This window comes from Cognatundibacterium oligocarboniphilum (genome assembly GCF_013377855.1).
GTDB classification, from domain to species: domain Bacteria; phylum Pseudomonadota; class Gammaproteobacteria; order Burkholderiales; family Burkholderiaceae_D; genus Undibacterium; species Undibacterium oligocarboniphilum.
The window spans coordinates 500,671-523,401 of the sequence record NZ_JABXYJ010000001.1; the positions used below are offsets into that span (position 1 = coordinate 500,671).

At 45.5% G+C, this 22,731-nt stretch carries 21 protein-coding genes and 1 tRNA gene; 10 read left to right on the top strand and 12 right to left on the bottom strand.

Features of this window, described 5'->3' with window-relative positions; genetic code table 11:
- Window positions 1-391 precede the first annotated feature (391 nt).
- The 3 genes from dnaQ to HV832_RS02390 are packed head-to-tail and all read right to left on the bottom strand — an operon-like array spanning window position 392 to window position 3,508.
- The gene (dnaQ, locus tag HV832_RS02380; RefSeq protein WP_176801928.1) at window positions 392-1,120 is read right to left on the bottom strand and encodes a DNA polymerase III subunit epsilon; all 729 of its coding nucleotides are present in this window, start codon (window positions 1,118-1,120) and stop codon (window positions 392-394) included.
- The gene (gene tilS / locus HV832_RS02385) at window positions 1,113-2,537 is read right to left on the bottom strand and encodes a tRNA lysidine(34) synthetase TilS (RefSeq protein ID WP_176801929.1); all 1,425 of its coding nucleotides are present in this window, start codon (window positions 2,535-2,537) and stop codon (window positions 1,113-1,115) included. Before tilS ends, dnaQ begins: the two co-directional genes overlap by 8 nt.
- Window positions 2,534-3,508 carry an acetyl-CoA carboxylase carboxyltransferase subunit alpha gene (locus HV832_RS02390; protein WP_176801930.1) on the bottom strand — a complete coding sequence of 325 codons (975 nt, stop codon included), beginning with the start codon at window positions 3,506-3,508 and terminating at the stop codon, window positions 2,534-2,536. The genes tilS and HV832_RS02390 overlap by 4 nt, the downstream gene beginning before the upstream one ends.
- A 489-nt stretch (window positions 3,509-3,997) precedes the next feature.
- Here HV832_RS02390 and HV832_RS02395 point away from each other — a divergent pair, with 489 nt between their 5' ends.
- The 5 genes from HV832_RS02395 to HV832_RS02415 are packed head-to-tail and all read left to right on the top strand — an operon-like array spanning window position 3,998 to window position 8,289.
- Window positions 3,998-5,023: a nuclear transport factor 2 family protein gene (locus tag HV832_RS02395; RefSeq protein WP_176801931.1), complete on the top strand. Its 1,026-nt coding sequence runs from the start codon at window positions 3,998-4,000 to the stop codon at window positions 5,021-5,023.
- A complete protein-coding gene (locus tag HV832_RS02400; protein ID WP_223827111.1) occupies window positions 5,023-6,300 on the top strand; it encodes a L,D-transpeptidase family protein in 1,278 nt (425 codons plus the stop codon). Before HV832_RS02395 ends, HV832_RS02400 begins: the two co-directional genes overlap by 1 nt.
- 11 nt (window positions 6,301-6,311) lie before the next feature.
- Entirely contained in the window at window positions 6,312-6,965 is a 654-nt protein-coding gene (locus tag HV832_RS02405; RefSeq protein WP_176801932.1) for a peptidylprolyl isomerase, read from the top strand.
- 37 nt (window positions 6,966-7,002) lie between these two features.
- Window positions 7,003-7,491, top strand: a complete 489-nt coding sequence (locus HV832_RS02410; RefSeq protein ID WP_176801933.1) for a peptidylprolyl isomerase — start codon at window positions 7,003-7,005, stop codon at window positions 7,489-7,491.
- 9 nt (window positions 7,492-7,500) lie between these two features.
- On the top strand, window positions 7,501-8,289 hold the full coding sequence (locus tag HV832_RS02415) for a UDP-2,3-diacylglucosamine diphosphatase (protein WP_176801934.1): 789 nt from the start codon (window positions 7,501-7,503) through the stop codon (window positions 8,287-8,289).
- A 17-nt stretch (window positions 8,290-8,306) separates the two neighbouring features.
- Here the strand turns inward: HV832_RS02415 and HV832_RS02420 are convergent, their stop codons facing one another.
- Window positions 8,307-8,996 (bottom strand): ABC transporter ATP-binding protein, encoded by a 690-nt coding sequence (locus HV832_RS02420; RefSeq protein ID WP_176802101.1) that lies wholly within the window; start codon window positions 8,994-8,996, stop codon window positions 8,307-8,309.
- Window positions 8,997-9,063: 67 nt separating this feature from the next.
- Here HV832_RS02420 and HV832_RS02425 point away from each other — a divergent pair, with 67 nt between their 5' ends.
- Both HV832_RS02425 and mnmH read left to right on the top strand, forming a co-directional pair.
- Window positions 9,064-9,657, top strand: a complete 594-nt coding sequence (locus HV832_RS02425) for an arylesterase (protein ID WP_223827112.1) — start codon at window positions 9,064-9,066, stop codon at window positions 9,655-9,657.
- 3 nt (window positions 9,658-9,660) lie between these two features.
- Window positions 9,661-10,722 carry a tRNA 2-selenouridine(34) synthase MnmH gene (mnmH, locus tag HV832_RS02430; protein ID WP_176801936.1) on the top strand — a complete coding sequence of 354 codons (1,062 nt, stop codon included), beginning with the start codon at window positions 9,661-9,663 and terminating at the stop codon, window positions 10,720-10,722.
- Between the two features lie 23 nt (window positions 10,723-10,745).
- Here the strand turns inward: mnmH and ccoS are convergent, their stop codons facing one another.
- From ccoS to HV832_RS02450, 4 genes are all read right to left on the bottom strand, one after another.
- Window positions 10,746-10,889: a cbb3-type cytochrome oxidase assembly protein CcoS gene (ccoS, locus tag HV832_RS02435; protein WP_176801937.1), complete on the bottom strand. Its 144-nt coding sequence runs from the start codon at window positions 10,887-10,889 to the stop codon at window positions 10,746-10,748.
- 2 nt (window positions 10,890-10,891) lie between these two features.
- Entirely contained in the window at window positions 10,892-13,129 is a 2,238-nt protein-coding gene (locus tag HV832_RS02440; RefSeq protein ID WP_176801938.1) for a heavy metal translocating P-type ATPase, read from the bottom strand.
- A 39-nt stretch (window positions 13,130-13,168) separates the two neighbouring features.
- Window positions 13,169-13,414: a heavy metal translocating P-type ATPase metal-binding domain-containing protein gene (locus HV832_RS02445; RefSeq protein WP_176801939.1), complete on the bottom strand. Its 246-nt coding sequence runs from the start codon at window positions 13,412-13,414 to the stop codon at window positions 13,169-13,171.
- A gap of 67 nt (window positions 13,415-13,481) precedes the next feature.
- The gene (locus tag HV832_RS02450; RefSeq protein ID WP_176801940.1) at window positions 13,482-15,986 is read right to left on the bottom strand and encodes a bifunctional diguanylate cyclase/phosphodiesterase; all 2,505 of its coding nucleotides are present in this window, start codon (window positions 15,984-15,986) and stop codon (window positions 13,482-13,484) included.
- 445 nt (window positions 15,987-16,431) lie between these two features.
- Between HV832_RS02450 and HV832_RS02455 the strand changes: the two genes are divergently transcribed.
- Both HV832_RS02455 and HV832_RS02460 read left to right on the top strand, forming a co-directional pair.
- Window positions 16,432-18,534, top strand: a complete 2,103-nt coding sequence (locus HV832_RS02455) for an alkaline phosphatase family protein (RefSeq protein ID WP_223827113.1) — start codon at window positions 16,432-16,434, stop codon at window positions 18,532-18,534.
- A gap of 1 nt (window position 18,535) precedes the next feature.
- Window positions 18,536-19,180, top strand: coding sequence for a hypothetical protein (locus HV832_RS02460; protein ID WP_176801942.1), 645 nt, complete (start codon window positions 18,536-18,538; stop codon window positions 19,178-19,180).
- 506 nt (window positions 19,181-19,686) lie between these two features.
- Here the strand turns inward: HV832_RS02460 and infA are convergent.
- From infA to HV832_RS02480, 4 genes are all read right to left on the bottom strand, one after another.
- Window positions 19,687-19,947, bottom strand: coding sequence for a translation initiation factor IF-1 (gene infA / locus HV832_RS02465; RefSeq protein ID WP_176801943.1), 261 nt, complete (start codon window positions 19,945-19,947; stop codon window positions 19,687-19,689).
- 32 nt (window positions 19,948-19,979) lie between these two features.
- Window positions 19,980-20,270, bottom strand: coding sequence for a hypothetical protein (locus HV832_RS02470; protein WP_223827114.1), 291 nt, complete (start codon window positions 20,268-20,270; stop codon window positions 19,980-19,982).
- 628 nt (window positions 20,271-20,898) lie between these two features.
- Window positions 20,899-20,975 (bottom strand) — tRNA-Pro (locus tag HV832_RS02475).
- Window positions 20,976-21,032: 57 nt separating this feature from the next.
- Window positions 21,033-21,980: a 2-hydroxyacid dehydrogenase gene (locus HV832_RS02480; protein WP_176801944.1), complete on the bottom strand. Its 948-nt coding sequence runs from the start codon at window positions 21,978-21,980 to the stop codon at window positions 21,033-21,035.
- A 172-nt stretch (window positions 21,981-22,152) separates the two neighbouring features.
- On the opposite strand from HV832_RS02480, the gene HV832_RS02485 reads away from it, so the two are divergent.
- The gene (locus tag HV832_RS02485) at window positions 22,153-22,578 is read left to right on the top strand and encodes a ribonuclease HI family protein (protein ID WP_176801945.1); all 426 of its coding nucleotides are present in this window, start codon (window positions 22,153-22,155) and stop codon (window positions 22,576-22,578) included.
- Window positions 22,579-22,731: the final 153 nt, after the last annotated feature.

Here is a 22,731-nt window from a genome sequence, read left to right on the forward strand (position 1 = left end):
AAGACAAAATCTTACGAGACAATAAGTATTGAAAATCGCAAAAGAAACAACTTGCGACTTAAATAATTTAAAGACTTGCGCTTCAAATTTAAAAACCACTTAAAATCAATAGGTTAGGTAAAAAATCCTATTGATTTTTATCTACTTCGTAACTATTAACGGCACGAAAATTCAGAACTTTAGGGTTTTCGGAAAATATTTTTAAAAATATTTTTCCTACATTTCGTAACGGCAAAGTCTCAAAAAACTTTAATTTTTTATTTTGGAATTTAAGTTTTTTAGCTTTGGTGTGGAAAAGCGACAACGCACAAGTTCATAAAAATTACCAAGAAGAAAATTGTGTAAACTTGCGTATCGCTATTTACGAAGGGGGTAAATTGACTGGATCTGATTAAACCGGAGATATTTGCTTACTTCTCCAAATGCAACTTTCTTTTAATTGTTTATCAAGTCCGTTTAATGCCGTATTATGCTCAAGGATCTCTTCAGCAGTAGCTGATTGAACAATAATGTCCGACAAATCAACATCAATGATTACAGTTTCTTCAACAATTTTAGGCTCGTCTTCCGGCAACTCAATTTCAAAACTATTCTGCCCTCGCGACATCGCCAGAAATACATCTGCCAGTAATTCCGCATCCAGCAACGCTCCGTGTAATTTGCGATGAGAATTAGAAACATCGTAACGATCACATAAAGCATCAAGGGAATTACGCTTCCCAGGATGAAGTTCTTTCGCCTGAACCAAGGTATCCGTAACAGTGTCAATGTGATCAGAAAAACTGCCTAGCCCTAGTAAATTCAATTCTGCATTCAGAAATGAAAGATCAAAAGGGGCATTGTGGATAATGACCTCAGCACCTTTGACATATGCCAGAAATTCGATCGCAATCTCACTGAATTTAGGCTTATCACGCAGAAACTCTGTCGTCAGCCCATGAACAGCCAACGCTCCCTCCTCAGAATCACGCTCAGGATTAATGTATTGGTGGAAATTATTTCCAGTTAGCTTTCGATTGATTAGCTCAACACACCCAATTTCAATAATACGATTTCCATCTCTGGGACTCAAACCTGTTGTTTCAGTATCAAGTACGATCTGTCTTAATATTTTATCCATTGCTCATTGTTCTTTCGGTCGTTTTGTATTCGACCCATTCTAATTGAATCTGGTTACCTTCAGAAAAATGACAGTAACTCGACTGCATTCCAACGTTAGCAGCAAATAACAGCCCTCCCCCAAAAGAAACGAAGGGTAACTTTTCCCTGATCCAAAATGGAATTTTCATTGACTGGTAATGATTTTTAATGTCGCGGGTTGGACGATTTTCAGCCAGCTTCAGTTTTTCGCCACCACGTCGCAAATGCAATGTCAGCATTTGTTGGCTGAGCCAGTCAGGCTCCAGCCCATAATCTGTCTTGTTGAAAAAAAGAGTACCGCCGAATTGATCAAAATCCAGTGAAGACTCCCCTGACCATCGAAAATGAAACTGAGGGATTTCCTCTTTTTCCGCCCGGGAGATCGAGGCAACAATATAAATCCTGTCCTGATAACGGTGAAATGCGAGATTGTCGTGATATACAGTAATTTTTGCATCACAACGTGCTTCAAACAATTGCTTGCGAATTTCATTCAACCGAGATGTTGTCGGCATTTTTGAATCCAATCGCGCCAACCAGAACCGGAATACGTTATTTGCTCTCTCAACACTCAAGGATTCAAGTTTTGGAACAAGCAAAACATTTTCAGTATAGCAACATTGAAAATCTTTCTCTGCCAAATCATCAATTAACTTTCGCGCTGAACGCATGTGCAAAGCTGTTCTTGCAATTCGTTTGGGGAAGCCAGGGGAAATTTTCTCTAAAACAGGCATCACCTGATGTCTCAGTGCGTTACGCAAAAAACGCGTATCCGAATTTGACTCATCACTTATGTAGGAAACACCGGTTGCTCGGACCCACTCTTCAAGGCTTTCCCTTATTTCGGCAAGCAGTGGTCTCATCAGCATCAAGTCCGGTGTCCCCAGCAAAGATGGGGCGAAATTAAAGCAGTCCATGCCCGACATTCCAGCCACACCGGATCCCCTGAGCAGCTGCATCAGCAAAGTTTCTGCCTGATCATCCTGATGATGCGCAGTCATTACATGGCGTATCTGGAGTGAATCGCAAACATCTCCCAACGCCCGATAGCGCGCCTCTCTTGCACTTGCTTCGAGACCAGTGGTGGCAATATTTTCCGGATTAACTTTCCTGGAATGGAAATGAATCCCATAGTCATTGCACATTGACTGACAATGTGTCAGCCAAGCATCTGCATTGGGACTCAAACCATGATGGATATGAATTGCATGTAGGGGAATATGGCGTTGCTGGCAATAAGCCTTACTTAGAAGCAGCAATGCTGTTGAATCAAGACCACCGCTATAAGCGATCGCTATGCCCTGCTGAAGGGACTGGACTTTCAATTGATCAAAATAAAGGTCCAGTTCTTTGGTAAAACGCTGGAACAAATGACTGCGATAAGGATCCGATTTCATTCGGCAATCTTGGTTTCCTTGAATTTACCATAGCTCATGAGTTTCTCATGACGGGCACTGAGCAGATCCCTGGTCTTAACACCTTGAAATTGGCGAAGGGTATCTGCCAATGCGCGCTTAACCAGTGCGCACATCTGTTTCGGATCACGATGTGCCCCCCCTAAAGGCTCATTGATAATTTTATCGATCAGCCCCATTGCCTTGAGGCGGTGCGCAGTCAATCCCAGAGCCTCTGCTGCATCAGCAGCGCGATCCGAAGTCTTCCAAAGAATGGATGCGCAACCTTCCGGCGAAATCACGGAATACGTTGCATATTGTAACATCAGAACAGCATCTCCGACAGCCAATGCCAGCGCTCCGCCAGAGCCGCCTTCACCGATAATTGTAGCAATCAAAGGTACCTTCAGCTCTGCCATGACATAGAGATTATGACCGATTGCTTCGGACTGTCCTCGTTCTTCAGCATCAATACCTGGCCATGCACCAGTTGTATCGATGAAGGTAAATACCGGAATATCAAATTTCTCAGCCAGCTTCATCAGACGCATCGCTTTACGATAGCCTTCCGGTTTTGGCATACCGAAATTACGCATAGCACGTTCTTTGGTGTCGCGTCCTTTCTGATGACCAATCACCATGCAGGATTGCCCATTAAACCGAGCCAGACCGCCCACAATAGACAAGTCATCAGCAAAACTACGATCACCATGCAACTCATGGAAATCAGTAAAAATCTGGTTAATATAATCCAGTGTATACGGTCGCTGTGGGTGTCGCGATATTTGTGAAACCTGCCAGGGAGTCAGCTTTGTGTAAATATCTTTTGTCAGCATCTGACTCTTTTTGGAGAGTCGGTCTATTTCTTCTGAAATATCAACCGCTGAATCATCCTGGACAAAGCGTAATTCTTCAATTTTGGATTCAAGCTCGGCAATTGGTTGCTCAAAGCTCAAAAATGTCGTTTTAGTCATCGTGCCTCCTTAAGTCCACACGAGTTTAAAATATTCCTGCCTCGCCATTGCCAATGCAGAGTATTTGCTGCCGCCATGGCGGCGCGATACGTATGACAAGAATGCAAAGCAAGACATCACCAGATAAAAATTCCGACTACGTGTGCAAATTTCCGGAAAAATATCAGAACGGGGCAGATTAAATATCAAAACCAGTCACTCTGTCCAGTTTTAGTATTATTTTTCCCAGAATCCAAAGCAGAATTTTTATTCACAGTCAAGAAAAGCACGACTGATTATTTTTAATTACCTGTCGAAACAACACTCATCGGTATATGTCGCCAATTACGGATATTTTCTGTCTGATAAAACTACTGAAAGCAGATATGTTATCTCGGATAACGAAACCAAAATGAACACATCTTTGATAAGATGATGCCGTACCAGTTTTAGTATACCATTGCTGCCTTCCTGTTCAGTCAACCTCAGATAATTCTAAGCTCGAACACCATGCGCCAGACTTTTAAAAAAATTATTATCATTTCCAGCCTCTCTTTTGCTTTTTTATCAATGGCTGCATATGCTGACGATGCTGCGGACATTGGAAAATTACTGCGATCCGGCCAAACTTCTGAAGCTTTGCAAAAAGTAGATGCTGCGTTGGCAATTCGTCCAAAAGACGCTCAGATGCGTTTTCTGAAAGGGTTAATTCTGACTGAGCAGAACAAAACGACTGAAGCGATTAATATTTTTATGAAGCTGACAGACGATTATCCGGAGTTGCCCGAACCATATAACAACCTTGCGGTGTTGTATGCGTCTTCCGGACAATATGATAAGGCACGCGCGTCATTGGAAATGGCAATCCGCACCAATCCTACTTACGGGACAGCGCACGAAAATCTGGGTGACGTATACGCAAAATTAGCCAGCCAGGCGTACGACAAAGCATTACAGCTTGATTCAGGAAATACTAACGCCAAGCTGAAATTGACATTGGTTCGCAATCTGGTTGGAAATACTACCGGTGGAACAAATCCAAAAAACAATCCTTCTCCTGCAACACAAGTCGCCCAGCTTTCTGCGCAGCCAAAACCTGCTGCCACCAGCAAAATAGAGAAGATTGAACCGGAAACCGCAAAATCAATTGAAACAACCAACCCTTCTAAATCTAAGGTCCAGCAAACTCAGGATAAAGAAGATGACGAGGTAATCAAAGCAATCGAAAACTGGGCAAAAGCCTGGAGCAACAAAGACACCAATACGTATCTCGCTCATTACGCAAAAGATTTCCAAACACCCAAAGGCGAATCCAGAAAAGCATGGGCAGAAGAACGCCGAAACCGGATTGAAGGCAAAGGCAGAATCAGCGTAAAAATAGAAACGCCGAAAGTAAACCTGGATGGAAATAGTGCCACCGTGAAATTTCGTCAGATTTATACTTCCGACCAGTTAACTGCGAATAGCCGCAAAACTATCCTCATGATTAAACAGGATGGAAAGTGGCTCATCAAACAGGAGCGCGCGGGTAGCTGATGTTTTTCGCCGTGCTTATGATGACTTCGGGTCTCAGAAAGAACTCGAGGCAGGCAGGTGCTTTATTCCTTTTTTTGTGCCTGACTATTTTTCCTTTCATCATATCCGTTGCCAATGCTGCGACGAAGATGCGCTCATCCAGAATTATTCCTGCTGAATCTGGCGCTGTATCTGTGAATCCCGATTCGCTGCTGATTGAGGTTTATCAAAATCTCTCTGAGAACAAATTACAATTAGCACAGACGAAAATTGATGAGCTAATCGAGGCTTATCCAAACTTTCAGTTAGCCCAGCTCATTAAAGGAGACTTGCTATTAATGCATACGCGCCCTGTTACCAGTTTCGGTGCAGGGCTCGGCGCGACACAAGGTGAAAAATTAAAAGAGTTGCGTGACGAAGCTGCAGCCAGAATTCATGCGTTCAGAGAAAAACCAGTTCCTGGATTGATTCCGCGTCCCGTACTCCAGCTTCGCGATGATCAAAAACAAGTCATTCTGATAGATACCAAAAAATCCCGCTTATATTTGTATAAGAATGATGCGGGGCAATTGAAATTACTGAGCGATCATTACATCAGTCACGGGAAATTCGGTATAAACAAATTAAAAGAAGGCGACCAAAAAACACCGATAGGAGTTTATTACATTACCAGTCACTTATCCGGAAGCAAATTGCCAGATTTTTATGGCCCCGGGGCGCTTCCTCTGAACTATCCCAATGATTGGGATAAAGTGAATGACCGCGGCGGCTCTGGTATCTGGCTGCACGGCGTGCCATCTGCCAGTTTTAGCCGCCCCCCCCTGGCTTCGGATGGTTGCGTAGTGTTAACCAATCCGGATTTTTTGAAAATCGCCGCTTCCGTTGACATTGGCAAAACTCCAGTCATCATCGCGGAACAGATTGAATTCATTAGTGCAGCAAAAGTAAATACAGAAAAACAATTAGCGAATAAATTGCTGGAAGACTGGCGTCTGGATCTGGAAAGCCAGAATATGAACCGGATTCTGGCAAACTATTCACGTAACTTTAAGACCATACAAGGCGATACCCTGAACTCTTGGTTCATAAAGCAGAAAACGGGATTAGATGGCGGCACGATGCCCGTCATCAGATTGCGCGATGTCACGCATTTCCGTTACCCTGGCAACGATGAAATGATTGTCAGCACATTTACCCAGGAAGTTTTGAGCGGAAAAATAAAATCAAGTAATAGAAAACGTCAATACTGGATCAAAGAAGCCTCTAAATGGCGCATCATTTACGAAATTAACGTCTGAAAGGTTTATTTATGCAAGCTTTTTTAAGCGGACTTATTCTGGCATTGACAATCACACTGCTTCCCGGACAGTCGATGGCACAGAGCTTACCGAAGGTTTCAATCAAAACGAATTTAGGGGAAATTGTTGTTGAGTTATACCCGGATGCTGCACCAAAAACAGTGGAAAATTTTTTATCCTACGTCAAAGCAGGCCAATATAAAGGAACCATTTTTCACCGGGTCATTGATAATTTTATGATTCAGGGTGGTGGTTACGATAAAAACATGAAAGAAAAGCCAACCCGCAAACCGATTCCTCTGGAGGCAGCGCAAGCATTGGAAAAAGGCCTGAAGAACGATCTGGGTACGATTTCGATGGCAAGAACAGAAGACCCCAATTCAGCAACGGCACAGTTTTTTATTAATGTGAGAGATAATGACTTTCTGAATCATCAGGTATTGCCAGAAGGGGATCCTGTTGAATTTAATTATCGTGGCAATATGGTCAAAGCGCCGCGAAACAAAGCATTAATTGTCACTGCGGGGTACACACCTTTCGGCAAAGTGATCAGAGGAATGGAAGTTGTAGAGCAAATCAAGTCCGTCCCAACAGGCGATGCTTATATGATGCAAAACGTCCCACAAAAGCCGATCATTATTCAATCCGCGACTGTAATAAAATAAATTATCTTTAATTATCTACTACTCAACAAGGACTATCATGGCTGTTATCCTGACCACCAATTTAGGTACCATCAAAATCGAGCTGAACGCAGAAAAAGCTCCCAAAACTGTCGCCAATTTTCTGGCATATGTGGAAGCGGGGCATTATGCAGGCACGATTTTCCATCGCGTGATTGATGGATTTATGATTCAGGGTGGCGGCTTTGAGCCTGGCATGAATCAAAAAGAGACTCAGGCACCGATTGACAATGAAGCCAATAACGGCCTGAAAAATGAGCGCTACTCTATTGCAATGGCTCGTACAGGTGCGCCACACTCGGCAACCGCTCAGTTCTTCATCAATACTGCTAACAACAGTTTCCTAGACTATCCTGGACAAGACGGCTGGGGATATTGCGTATTTGGCCGTGTAAGCGAAGGTACCGAAATTGTCGATAAAATTAAAAGCGTTAAAACATCCCGTTCCGGCATGTTCCAGGATGTGCCAGTCGAAGATGTCGTCATCGAAAAAGCAGAAATTGTCTGATTATTTTTGATGGCAACACCTCTGCATTCTTCCCTGGACATAACGCAACCGGCGCCGGTTGCGTTATTTGTTTCTGATATTCATCTCAACCCCACCCTGCCCCTAACAACTGCTGCTTTTTTGGATTTCCTCCGCCAACATGCGCCCAAGGCATCAATGCTGTTTATTCTTGGAGATCTGTTCGAATATTGGATCGGCGACGATGATATTGGCGATCCGTATCATCAGCGCATTGTTGAAACACTGCGAGAATTAAAAAACAGCGGTACTGACATTTATTTTATAGCAGGAAACAGGGATTTTCTGATTTCAGATAAATTCGCAAAAGTAACTGGCGCAGAAATTCTCCAGGAACCATATCTGCTACAGGCAGCAGGACATAAAATCGTTTTATGTCATGGTGATGCCCAGTGTACTGATGACACTGATTATATGGTTTTCCGTCAGCAGGTTCGCCATGCTCAATGGCAGAACAATTTTTTAGCGCTGCCATTGGAGCAAAGAAAATCTATGGTACAAGGAATGCGCGCAAGCAGTCAGGCTGAGCAACAGAAAAAAAGTATGCACATCATGGATGTGAATCAGGACGCGATAGCACGGCTCGTTCGCTCTGCCGGAGCAGACTTGGTGATCCACGGTCACACACACAGACCAGCTGAACACATCGGGGACAATTACCGCAGACTGGTATTGCCGGATTGGGATTATGACTCCGCAAATCCAAGAGGTGGCTGGCTTGAGCTGTATGACGACGGTAAACTAATCCCCTGTACGCTGGACCAGTCTTCTATCCTCTAATTCAGCCTGAGTATCGCTTATCCTCTGCTACCGGAATCACTTTCGGATAAATGACCTGCAGTAATCGTGAGTATTCTGCCACAACGCTCAGCGATAGACATATCATGCGTGACTAAAACCAATGTGGAATTGCGTTCACGGTTCAGTGCAAACATCAGTTGAATAATAGCCTCCCCCGTTGTGGCATCAAGACTGCCGGTCGGCTCATCAGCGAACAGTAAAGGCGGCTCAGTGACAAATGCACGCGCCAATGCCACTCGTTGCTGCTCGCCGCCAGATAAAAATTTAGGGTAATGACGCAACCTGGAAGAAAGGCCGACATGTGTCAACATTTGTTCAGCCTTTTCTTTTGCGGATTTATCTCCTTTTAATTCCAAAGGAAGCATCACATTTTCCAGAGCATTCAGATGCGCCAATAATTGAAAGGACTGGAAAACGAAACCCAGTTTATCCTTGCGAAATTTTGCACGCTGATCTTCGTTCAGGGTAAAAATATCGACACCATCCAGCAGAACAGTCCCCTTGCTGGGCGTATCCAGGCCTGCAAGTATGCCCAGTAAAGTGGATTTACCTGATCCCGATGCACCAACGATTGCAAGCGTTTCTCCCGGCTGCACTGTAAAATCGATACCATTCAAAATAGTGAGATGTCCCGATGCGTCCTCAACCTGCTTGGTCAGGCCACTCACTGTAATTGCTGCTTGCATAGGATGTTCCATGAATTCTTTTTTGCCTGTTCGCTGGATAACTCTGAACTTGTTCAAAGTGTCGTTTTTGCTTTTTTCATTCTTACTGGTCACTGACGCTTATTCTGCATCAAAAACAATTCTGGTGCTGGGAGATAGTTTATCTGCCGAATACGGTCTTGCACGAGGACAAGGTTGGGTCAGCTTGCTAGAAAAAAAACTGGCCGAAGAAAAAATACCTGCCAGAGTCATTAATGCCAGCATCAGCGGTGAAACATCGATTGGTGGTAAAAATCGCTTACCGGATCTGTTAAATCAGCATCATCCCGATATTGTGATTATCGAACTGGGTGGAAATGATGCATTGAGAGGATTACCGCTGAATAATTCTGAAGACAATTTCCGCACCATAATTGTCAGCGCAAAACATCAGAACGCAAAAGTGCTGCTTGCCGGAATGCAGGTTCCGCCAAATTACGGAAAAACATATACCCAACAATTTTTCTCGATGTATCAGAAGCTTGCGCAGGAACAGAAAATCCGGCTGGTGCCATTTTTGCTCGAAGGTGTTGCAAATAATAATCAACTATTCCAATCTGACAGAATTCACCCTGTTGCAGCAGCACATCCAATTATTTTGCAAAACATATGGGATCAGCTGCACCCCTTACTCAAGAAATAAGTTATGAAATATCCTGCAATTTCCACTATCGACCAGGTCATCTCCGAATTGGCGCATTTTGATACCATCATAGATGTCAGGAGTCCCTCTGAATACGCCGAAGATCATTTGCCCGGTGCAATCAATTGCCCAGTTTTGAACGATGAGGAACGGGTTCGGGTTGGAACGCTTTATAAACAGGTAGGCTCCTTTGAAGCGAAAAGGCTCGGTGCCGGCCTAGTTGCAATGAATATCAGTAAACATCTTGCTACGACACTAGCGCAGCAACCGCGTCAATGGCGCCCCCTGATTTATTGCTGGCGAGGTGGCAACCGCAGCGGTTCCATGGCACACATACTGGCGAAAATTGGCTGGCCAGTAACGCAGCTTGACGGTGGTTACAAAGCATACCGGAATCTGGTCAATCAACAGTTAACAGAGTTGGTGGACGGTATTCAGTGGCGTGTTTTATGCGGCCCAACAGGTAGTGGAAAAAGCCGTTTACTGAATTGTCTGGAACAAATGGGAGAACAGGTACTTGATCTGGAAGGACTGGCTTGCCATAAAGGTTCAGTGTTGGGAGATATTCCAAGTCAAAAGCAGCCATCTCAAAAATATTTTGAAACGCTGCTATGGGAAAAGCTCAGAACCTTCGATAAAACAAAAAAAGTTTATGTCGAAGCCGAAAGTAAAAAGGTGGGTAATCTTCGCGTTCCGGAATCCATCATGACAAATATCAGGAAAGCTGCCTGTATTTCACTTGAACCATCGATTGAATATCGTGTTCAGTTTTTGATGGAAGATTACCCACACTTTATTCAGCAACCTGAGAAACTCAATCAGCAACTCGACTATCTGACGCATTTGCATGGCAAAGAAAAAATCCAGCAATGGAAAGAATGGGCACATGCCGGCACCATCGAAAAGCTGGTCACCGATTTACTTCAACTCCACTATGACCCTGGTTATAACAAATCTATCAGGAGGAATTTTATTCAATTTCCCCATGCTACGTGTATTAACCTGGCGCGTCTGACGGAAGAAAATTTACAACAGGCTGCAGATTTTATCCGTAAAAACACCTGAGCTTCATCAATAAAAATCAGGCATCAGCTATCAATATCGTCCACGATACGCTGTCCTTCCTGATCGAGTTCATCGAACTGGCGGTGGCTGATGGCCCACCAGAATACTGCCCCGATAGCAAAAACAAGCAATAAACTTAAAGGTACAAGCAAATACAAGATGTCCATATTCAGGTCTGATCAGCAGCCATTGCATATTCCGGCTGGGGTAAAAGATATAAACGCAGCGCATTGAGTACCACAATTAATGAACTGAGCGACATTCCTAAAGCTGCATGCCATGGTTCCAGCCAGCCAGCCACTGCAGCAGGAATTGCAAGCACATTATAAAGAATCGCCCATGCCAGATTTTCACGGATAAGGCGAAATGACTGACGGCCTATGCGGAAGGCAAAAACCAGATCACTCAAACGATTGGACACTAACAGCAAATCACTGCGTGTCTGAGAAATGGGAGCACCCTGCCCCATCGCCACGGCCACGTCGGCGAGTGCCAGCGCAGGACCATCATTCATGCCATCGCCAACCATTGCGACAATGGCTCCCGCTTCCTGAAGTTGTCTGATCTGGGCAAATTTTTCGGCCGGGCTACGCTCAGCCCATACATCGTTGATACCACAACGCTCGGCTACCTCTGCAACAGCTTCCCGACGGTCGCCAGACATCAGCATCACCTTTTTTCCCGATTGCTGAAGCTGATGAACGGCGTCGACGGCATCATTCCGTAGAACATCTTCCAGAGCAAACAATAATAAATTACTGCTGACTTCTGCCAAAACAGAAATAGTTCTATTCCTTAAATTTTCCGCAAGTGTGACGGAAAGATGGTTCATTTCTTCGGCAAATGCCAGACTTCCCAGACGATAGAGGCGTCCATTCACACAAGCTTCCACGCCACCGCCTGCGATTTCCCGTAATCCGGTGACTTCCATGTCCGATACAGCGCCAGCATGTTTTGCAAAGCCATCCGCAATTGCCCGCGCCACTGGGTGCGAAGAACCCGATGCCAGCAGAAAAGCCAATTTCTCCGCCAGCAATTCGTCCTGTGTGCTGAGATGGATAGTGTCTGACAAACGTAACTTGCCAACAGTCAGCGTACCTGTTTTATCGAAAATAATATGCGTCGCTTTAGATAAGGTCTGAATTGCCTTGCCATGTTTAATCAGTACGCCATTTTTTGCCATTAATCCAATAGCAGCAGACATAACACCAGGGGTTGCCAGCGACAACGCACAAGGACAAGTGACGACAATCACACTGATCGCAATCCAGAGTGCGCGTGCAGGCTCGATATATGCCCAGACTAAACCTGTAATAAGAGCGATCAGTAAAATCAAGGTCAGGAATCTGCTCGCGTGTCGGTCGGCCAGCAAGACGATCGGTGGTTTTTCAGTCGCAGCGGTTTCCATCATCTCAATCAATGATGACAAGCGGGTCTGATTTCCTGTTTTGTCTGCCCGCATGATCAACCTGCCACCGACATTCATCGCCCCGGCAATCAGTTCATCACCCGCAGTCTTTGCAACGGGCTGCGACTCTCCCGTCATGAGCGCTTCATCACAGTCGCTGCTGCCTTCCAGAACAATGCCATCTGCAGGAATATTCTGCCCGGGAGTGATGAGCAATACATCATTGGCAGCTAACTGGCCTGCATCAACCTCTTCGATCTGCATTGAAGCGGGATAATCTGGCAATCGCTGTGCCTTTACCTGACTCAATTCGGTCAGTATGCGCAAGGCAGCCGTAGTTTTTTTTTGTACCCGGTTCTCAATCAGTCTCGCTCCCAGCAGGAGAAAAACAAACATGATTACAGAGTCATAATAAACAGCACCACCATGGAATGTGGCCCAGACGCTGGCAAAAAACGTCAGCAAAATACCCAGAGAAACCGGAACATCCATTCCAACATGATGGTTGCGGATATCCCGCCAGGCGGACTGAAAAAAAGGAATGGCAGAAAATCCCATTACCGGGACGGCGATCACCATGCTGGCGATTTTCAACAATTTATCCAGATCGGGAGTCAGATCACCATCAATCTGCGGTACCGGTACAAGATAGGCCGGAAAGGCATACATCATCACCTGCATCATCGCAAAACCAGCAACAAACAAACGCCATAACGCCAGCTTCTTTTCCTGCCGCTCCTGTTCGCTATCCGACTGAGCCAGGGGAAATGCTCCATAGCCAAGCTGTGTAATGGCTTCCAGAATATTTTTGAGATTGGTCTTGCCTGATTCCCAGGATACGTCAGCTTTGTGACTTGCAGCATTGATCCTGAAACTATGTACACCAGCAAGTTGCTTTAGACGGAATTCAATCAGCTGCACACAAGCTGCACAATGCATACCGGACAAATTCAGTTTTTCATGTTCTAAAAAGTCTTTTTCGTCGTGACGATTCGGCATGTGGTGATTAATTTGATTAGTACCCTGAGCATCCACAATCTATTCCATTTCCCGCTCTGCTCTTGTCTGGAGATATTCAGGAATTAAGTGATTTTTTTCGATGGTCTTTAAAACTGCAAGGCAACCATGGCAGCAGACAGGTTGCTCTGTCCCGTTAAAAACCACATAAAGCGTTTTTTTGGGAAAGGATCTCTCACCGCAATGATAGCAAGTGATTTTCTCTGTCTTATTTTTGGCGGGAGTCCATAAATTGCTCAGCCATTCAGGAAGAGTCATTGCCATCATGATGTCAAAATAAGTATGCAGTATGTCGATATATTATCGAAAATCCATCAGTGATTATTGATATGAGTCAATCTACTTCAGCTGCAGAGACCAACTCCCCCTGAGGATTGGCAGTATATGCCGACATGAATTTTTCAAGTCCAGCAGCAGGCAATGGTTTTGATAACAGGTATCCCTGAACCTGATCACAACCGAAAGAGCGCAAAGTCTCCAAGATTTCAGTTATCTCCACTCCCTCTGCAATTGTCACCAGATTCAAGCCATGAGCCATTTGTATAATCGCCCGCACAATGGTGGCGTCATTTTCGTTCGTATTCAACTCCCGTACAAACGATTGATCGATCTTCAGTTTATCGATATCAAAACGCTTTAAGTACGAAAGGCTCGAATACCCTGTACCAAAATCATCAATAGATAACTTGATACCCCGTGACTTCAGGCGTTTAACGCAAGCAAGTGCATGTTCTGCATTCTGTATCAGGATGGACTCAGTCAGTTCAAGCTCCAGCAAAGAAGGGTCAAGTCCGCTCTCGTCCAGTGCAGCGAATACAGATTGCTCTACGTCACCGCGTCTGAATTGGACTCCGGACAAATTCACCGCCATCTGAATTCGGGATGCAGTTCCCATGTTCCAAGCTACGGCTTGCCTGCAGGCCTCTTTCAACACCCAATCTCCAATCGGAATAATCAGGCCACTCTCTTCAGCAATAGGAATAAATTTTGCAGGGGAAACAATTCCCATTTCCGGGTGATTCCATCTTATCAGCGCTTCTACGCCAATGATTTCTCCGGTATACAGATTAAGCTGAGGTTGATAATGCAGCACCAGCTCCTGCCGTTCGATAGCGTGTCTTAAACCATTGCGTAATACCATATAATTTGTTGCGTCTGCATTCATACCATCATCAAAGAAACGGTATATATTTCGCCCTGAATCTTTAGCGCGATACATCGCGATATCTGCGTTTTTCCTGAGACTTTCAAAATTCTCGGCATCATCAGGAAAAATTGAAATCCCGACAGATGCGGATGTGGTCAGCTCCCGATGATTTACGTAAAAAGGTTTCTGCAGATTTTCAATAATCTTCTCGACTACCTGAACAACGTCTTCTGTTTTAGTCAGGTCAGGAATCAGGATTAAAAATTCATCTCCGCCAATCCTGGCGACACTGTCGATCTTGCGTACACATTCTTCGAGACGCTTGGCAACATCCTTCAACATTGCATCACCAATGTCGTGTCCGGACGAATCATTAATTTTTTTAAAGTGATCAAGATCCAGAAACAACAAGGCAAGTTTCACTTTTTTCTGGATTGCATATGATTTGAACTGCTCAAATCGGTCTTGCAGCATAATCCGGTTTGGGAGTGCTGTGAGCGAATCATGATATGCCAGAAATTCAATTTGCAGCTCAGACATTTTTCGTTTGGTGATATCACTGGTTACACCACGGTATCCCGCAAATTTTCTCTGTTCGTCATAGACAGGACTAGCGCTGGAAGAAATCCAGTAGATCTGGTTACTTTTCTCAATTTTACAAATCAGATCCTTAAAAGGTTCTCTTCGTGACGACCTCATGCGGTAGTCACTCCACTCAAAATTTACTGGAATCAGCGCATCAATTTCCCATGGCCGGATCCTGATCAGGAATTGATAAAATGCCGGAGAAACACCCTTCGAAATCTGACTGAAACGAAGCTGCGCATCCTGCTCCCAAAACCAGTCGGCAGATAATTCTGTTAATGTCCGGAATCTTTCTTCACTTTCACGAATTTTTTGGTAAGGTTGCCTGATCGCGGAGACAAAAACGCTCTGGTATAAAACATAATAAGACAGCACTTTAAAGAGGTGCCCGAAATTATTCAGAAAGTCAGATGGCGCGATATAATTTGAAAAAACAATTTCACCTAACGCCATAATGAGGCATGAGGTTGCAAATGCACTATTTTTTACCGGATCTCGCCAGTCTGCCTTCCGGATAAAAACACCTGCCAGCAGAACATTCAATCCAAATAAAATGTATTCGTAGACTGACTTGAACCCAGTTACGCCTGTACCTTTAATGTACAGAACCGGCATATTACTAATTTCAAAAGTTCCAAACCAAAAAATCAAACTGGCGCAGCTGCCTGCGAACAGCAATCCAAGCCAGTTACTGATTTTGATTTTTATCTGAAAAGCCAGCAGTGCCAATGTCAGCAACACTAGTGTCCGCCCGGCAAGCCAGAAAAAAATAGCGCGCTGAGTCGAATTTTCCGTGACCAGTTTCGGCATTCCATCATAGGTCAATGCATGCAGCAGATCCACAACCGCCACCGTGCTGAAACCAATCAGCAAAATAGCGGAATCCGGATGCGCATGCATTTCATGCTCATACCAGGAAACAATTGCAATCAGAATCGCGACAATCACCGCAAATAACTCAAGCAGTAAATGCACTTGCAGCAAAGAGGAAGATCTATCCTCAAAAAGATTAAAAGGTGGAAGGATATGGACAATCAGCAGAGAAATAAATAAAGGAATAAGTAGCCTTCTATTGTTTTTCCAATATTGTGAAAAATTATTATTCATCCGCTGTTCCTTTTTTTTAAACAGGAGTTATCGCAGCTTGCCCCCATCATGTTTCATGATGCAAGTCTTATTATGCAGGCATGAACATCGATTTACAGCGGAAGTTGACTCGCTTGGTCAACTAATTTGCATCGTGTAGATGAGGCGGATACACTACTTTTATGAAGATCATCCTTGCTTCACGATAATTCATGTTCTGTGTCAAGTTTTCTCATGAATGCTATTGCCAATTCCATATTAAGCAATTCCTTGCTCATCACGTCTTTTTGTTAAATTCAGTTCTGATGAGCCCGATGAAAACTGCCCGCCAGTTTTAAAACTCTCATTCCCCAGAATTTTTTATACATACTGATACAACTCTTTCAGGGCCGGGTCATCCCGATGTCATTTTCAATTTTTATAGTGAGCGCGCACGTGAATTCCGCTAACTTTAATGAAAAGAGATATGAATATGCGCATTTCTCCACTATTTCTGAGCATGGCTGCCGCACTGGCAGTTTTGTCCGCATGTGGCAGCTCAAGCAACCCTGCATCAACGCCGGCTGCAGCACCAGTCCAGCGCACCATCATTATGGTCTGGGATGGTTTACGTCCTGACTCCGTGAATCCGACCGATACACCAAACCTGTATGCATTGCGTCAGGCTGGCGTACATTTTATCGACAACCATTCGACTTATCCGACCTTCACGATGATGAATGGTTCGTCGTTCGCCACCGGTTCATTCCCTAAGACCAGCGGGTTTTATGGCAATACATTCTGGACTCCGCCACAAGCAGGTGTTACCCAACCTATTCCAGTCGGCAAGACTGCATCAGGTAATAATCAGGATTATGTCGCCCCGGTATTTACCGAAGACTACGCAGTACTCACCACACTGAACGACTATTACGGCAGCCAATTACTGCTGGTTAAGTCGCTGTTCAAAACTGCTCAGGATGCAGGTCTGAAAACCGCGACAATTGGTAAATCCGGTGCCGCGTTCATCCAGGATCTGGGGCGTGGTGGAATTTTCCTTGACGAAAATGCGGTATTGCCCGCTTCACTGGTCACCGATCTTCAGGCTGCTAATTTCGCATTGCCAAAAAATACAACTTACGCCTATCCATCCGGAACAGTCACCCTCACTGCGACTAATGGAGATCCGACAGCCCGTGCAGGCGCGCTGACATTCGCATTGCCAAACGGCCTGATGGCAAGAGATGCGACCGATACCACGCAAGGTAATCCTGAAGATGCTGCCAACAAATACATGATGAAGGTCTACACCGATTTCATCCTGCCGAAAAAATTGCCTGACCTGTCGCTGATCTGGTTCCGTACTCCGGACAATACCGAGCATGCCTATGGACCGGGCTCAGCAAACTACCGTAAGGCACTGGCTTCGCAGGACGCGCGACTGGGCGAATTACAGGCAGCGCTGAAGGCCAATAATATGGACACCATCACCAACATCATCGTGGTTTCTGATCATGCGCACAGCAATGTTTCTGGACCAACCAGCATCTATCCGCTGCGCGCCATCACAGCCAGCACCTCGGTGAGCAACGGCGTCACCAATGCTACACTGGGCAATCGTGATGCCATCAATGGTTTCTCGGTATCGGGTGACGTGCGTACTGCAGATTTGCTGACCTATGCCGGTTTCAATGCGTATGACGGTAATGGCTGCAGCACTTCCGCCATGTACGGGATTAAAGCAGATGGCAGCAACGTTCAGCCAGTCGGCATAGATGCCAGCGGCACGCTGTGCGGTTCAGCCAATGCTAAGTACCAGGCAATCAGCTCTAGCTTGCCAACGCCTGTTGCCAGTTTCAAGGTTCCTGCGACGCTGCCTGCCAAGGGTATCGTGATTGCGGCTAACGGTGGTTCAGACTATCTGTATGTACCTGATCACGATGCTGGCACAATTGCTTCCGTTGTACGCTTCCTGCAGTCACGCGAAGAATACGGTGCGATTTTCGTAGATAGCCGTTATGGCGTGATCCCCGGCACACTGCCAATGTCAATGATCAATCTGGAAAATGCAGTCCGCTCCGGTAAGGGACAACCAGATATTGTGGTCAGTTTCAACTGGGATGCGCAACAACTGGTTAACGGTCTGCCAGGCATTGAATTTGAAAGCACTGGCGGCAACCGTGGTATGCACGGCAGCTTCAGTCCGATCGACGTACACAATACGCTGATTGCCGCCGGCCCTGCCTTCAAAACATCGACTGTGATCAACAATCCATCTGGTAACGTCGACGTGGCGCCAACTGTTGCCTACATTCTGGGCCAGTCCATGCCGCAAGCCGACGGTCGCGTACTGAACGAAGCACTCGTCAAGCCGGCCAGCAGCAACGCAGCCGTGGTTAAGGCTTCTGTTGTCAATCCAGCTGCACCGGCAACAGGCTTGCTGTTTAAAGTACCAAGTGACCTGACTGGCGCAACTATCGACACAGCATTGAGCAATGGCAGCTACTCGATCAATCTGATGGTGAAAGACCTGACGGTAGATGGCAAGACCTATCGTTACTTCGATTACGCCCAGCCAGTACGGAATTAAAATGATCAATACCCGGGCTTTACTTCTGGCCGGGATCATGGCGGCGGCCAATACGCAGGCCGCCGACCTGGATTTCGATAAGACTTTCAACGCCAAAGGCGAAACCCGCCAGTTGAATTATCGCGCCACCTATTTTGTCGACGGCAAACAGCACCAGATAGAGGTATGGCGCGACCGCGATCAGCGCCTGAAACGGCGGACCGATGACAAATTAGAGACGCATATTTTCAAATCATCCAATCAGGCCGAGTGGCGAATGGTTGTACTTGATTTGTCACGAAAAATACGCACTGACATTGATCGCACCAATCTGTATCGCATCGGCCACTTCACTGATTGGTTCAGCATGTCACACGCACTTACCCGGCCCACCGGGGCATATCAACTGACAACGCTGAAAACGGCACCTAATAATGACAAATCATTGTCAGCTTGCCGTTGGTACGCATTGAATCGCGATAATGTAACCAGCAACATCTGCTGGAGCACGCAATGGCATTTGCCACTTTTAATCACCGATGCCAAAGGCACAACTCAGTGGAGTGTAACATCCGTTAATCCGCGTACCTTGCCTGCCAAAGCTTTCGCTCTGGATGACGCCGGTTTTATACACAACGATGCAAACGCCGATATTCAGACTGACTAAGGTCTGATACGCAGGCAAGCACCATTGTGGTGGTTGATGCTCTTTAAAACAAAAAGGACTTACAAATATAAATTTGTAAGTCCTTGATTTTATTGGTCGGGGCGAGAAGATTCGAACTTCCTACCCCTTGCACCCAATGCACTTAATTTGATGTCCAATAACATCCAGTAAAATTCAATGTTATTAAAATTACTGTTTTAATTCAACGAGTTATGTATATTTGACGTCTAATGACGTCCAATGCTGTAAACTGCAATCCACTGATTTTTTCTTACCAAGCTTTTACCAAATAAACGCCTCATCGTTGGGCTGCAAACGGTAAGAATTTTCCAGGGTTGATATGCCAGCATTAACAACAACAAAAATCGAGAAATATAAACCTACCAAAAGCACCGAGGTGCTCAGTGATGGTAATGGGCGTTCCGTTCGCTTTAGGAAAAGTCAGTCAGGAATCGTTTCCATGAACTGGTTGTACACCTACCGTGTTGGCTCAAAGTCAAATTACATTACGATCGTCGAATTTGATTAGTTGAACGTGGTGTTCGCGTCTCCAGATGCCGAAAGCTCACGCGACCTTTCGTCAAATCATAGGGTGAAAGCTCTACCGTCACCCGATCACCCGCCAGAATTCGAATAAAATGTTTTCTCATCTTTCCACTGGTATACGCGATCAAAGTATGACCATTTTCAAACGTAATACGAAATCGAGAATCCGGGAGCACCTCGTCGACTTTGCCTTCCATTTCGATAAGCTCTTCTTTTGCCATTGGTTTTCCTTTTGTGGTTGTGATGAATTGATTTAGGTAGGCAGGTTTTTAAGGTCAAGCCATTCACGCCCCTTGGACGCGGCATACATTAACGCCGTTTCCTGGGATTTGAATTGATGAATAAATGTATAAATTTTGTCGCGGGTCTCACTTCCCCGCCCGCATCGGATAGAGACTACGGAGGTGAATCTTCCGTTTTCACGTTGTCGCGTGAGCGGCGTAATTAAATATTTGCCATAAGTAAAGGCGTGTTGAGTCATTGATGTCATGTGATTTCTGCCTGCAGGTTTAATGCAGAGATAATTCGCCGCCAGCAAATTCATGCAAGTTGCTGAAATGTGGGGGCACGTAATCAGCGCAAATTGGCCGTGCGTATGAGGGGCTTATTCTAGAGATTGTTGTGACCACCATCCGTGTCAATGCGGCTAGATGGGGTGGCAATACAGTGTTGAGGCAACTGTAAACCGAGTCAAATTACAGCTAAGAGAGAGATAAGCAAACTGCTAAAAGCGGATGGATCGTAACACAGATACAGCTAGCAGGCAAAGGGAATACATATTCTCGTTGAAGATGGCGGTTTTCCAAAAGATTCCGTTTGCATGGTACTCAACCACCCATGGCTCGCATATCATTCCTTTCGAGCCATGTAAACTTCTCGTGGTTCATTCAGCCTAAATCTTGATGCGAGTCTTGTTCAATCGAGATAACGTAGAACAGCTGGGGGTGCATAAGGAGAATCAGTGGTGGCGTTCATGAGCCAATTAAATTATCGACAAAGCAGACTCGTTGGATTGAGCATGAACTAAATGCTTATCTAAGTAACTTGAGACATTAGGCGATAAAAAAGCCACGGTAATACGTGGCTTTGATTTTTTAGTGCAGGGTTAGTGCACAAAATAACGATCAGAATATTTATTTCCTTTGTCGTTATTTGTAAGTTCGTAATTTTATTGGTCGGGGCGAGAGGATTCGAACCTCCGACCCCTTGCACCCCATGCAAGTACGCTACCAGGCTGCGCTACGCCCCGACACTGAGCGAAAGATTATAGTGCATACAGTCCAATTTCGCCAGCGCTTACCAGCGCTCAATACCCCTGCGCGACATTCACGCTGTCAGGTATCGCTCCGGACTGCATATAACTGCGCAGATGCGCTGCAACGATCGCTGAAGCGGTTTGCCGGTCTGTCGGCGCAGAGCAATGCGGCAATACGGTGATTCCCGGATGATGCCAATGCCAACTGTCTGCAGGTAATGGCTCATGCTCGAACACATCCAGCACTGCATGTTGTATATGATTGGAATCTAACATTATGCGTAAATTTTCATCGTGCACAATCAGGCCGCGACCAAAATTGATCAGCGAAGCTCTCTGAGGCAGTTGTTGCAGTGTTTTGAGATTCAACAAATGTCTGGTTTCTGCTGTTAATGGAAGCAGGCAAATCAGGATGTCGGTTCTGTTCAGCATGTGGATCAATCCCTCCTCACCATGAAAACAGGTGATGGCATCCAATGCTTTAGGATGACGGCTCCAGCCGCATACCTGAAAACCAGCCAGCTGCAAACGCGCAGCAGCTGCTTTGCCCAATGCACCCAGTCCCAGCAGACTGACTGTCTTACGTTGCGGCGGGATGTATTCATGGGACAGCCATTGCGCCACCTTTTGTTGGCGGGCGTAACGTGGCATGTCACGATGCAGGTACAAGGTCCATGCCAGCACGGCTTCCGCCATGGTATCGGCCAGTTGGGGATCGATCAGCCTGACAATTTTCAATTCAGTGTGCCCGAGATCCATCAGCAGTCGCTCAACACCTGCCCAGACACTATGCACCCAGACAAGTTTGGGTAATTGTTGTAAAACGGCAGGATCAGGATTAGCGACAATGGCAACAGTCAATGTCTGCTTTTCTTCAGGCGTTAATGCATCGACAGATGCAATCCTGAATTCAGGCATCGCGACCTGCAGAGCAGAGAGCCACGCGTCAGTATGAGCATAATCAGGTGCGGCAATAAAGGGAATCACTGAGTTGTTCATTTTTTGATATCAAAGATTAAAAATAATGTGCGCAATATCAATTTTTAGGTGACAAAAATAAAAAACGCACTATACCTGTTCTGCATCATCCGAAAAACCTCCGGTGTGCCTACGCGATTAAAATAGCGGTATGAATTCAGAATTTTTCCGGGACCCTCATTTGATTCGTAATATGTCCGATACCTTGACCGATGGCGCGAAAACTGACTGGCTCGCATGGTTTGACGGTTCAGCCAAACCTAATCCGGGCGTCTGCAAGATTGCCTGTATCTTGCGCAGCTCAGATGGCGAGGAATTTCAGCATACCTCAACGATCGGACATGGCGACAGCAGCGATGCTGAGTATCAGGCACTGATCATGACATTGAAACTGCTAATGGAGACCATTGATCCGCAAGCCACGAAATCCATCCTGATCAGAGGTGATAGCCAGGTAGTGATCTACGATGCTCTGAATAAAGATAATGGAAAATCGGCATTACTCACCCATTACCGGGAACAAGCACAGCATCTGATGCAGACTTTACCCAATCTTGAACTGAAATGGATACCCCGCCACAAAAATTGTGAGGCAGATCTGTTATTAAGAACCTCCTAGTGCACGCAAGCAATTGATTATTCAGCATAATTTCAGTCACTCTGCGGCAGGATAAGCGGCTTTCCGGTACAATCGCGCCCATGAATCCTCAGCCTAAAAATTTATTTTCTTTCCCGCGTTACCGCCCGGATGTCGGCGGTGAGCATACCGCGT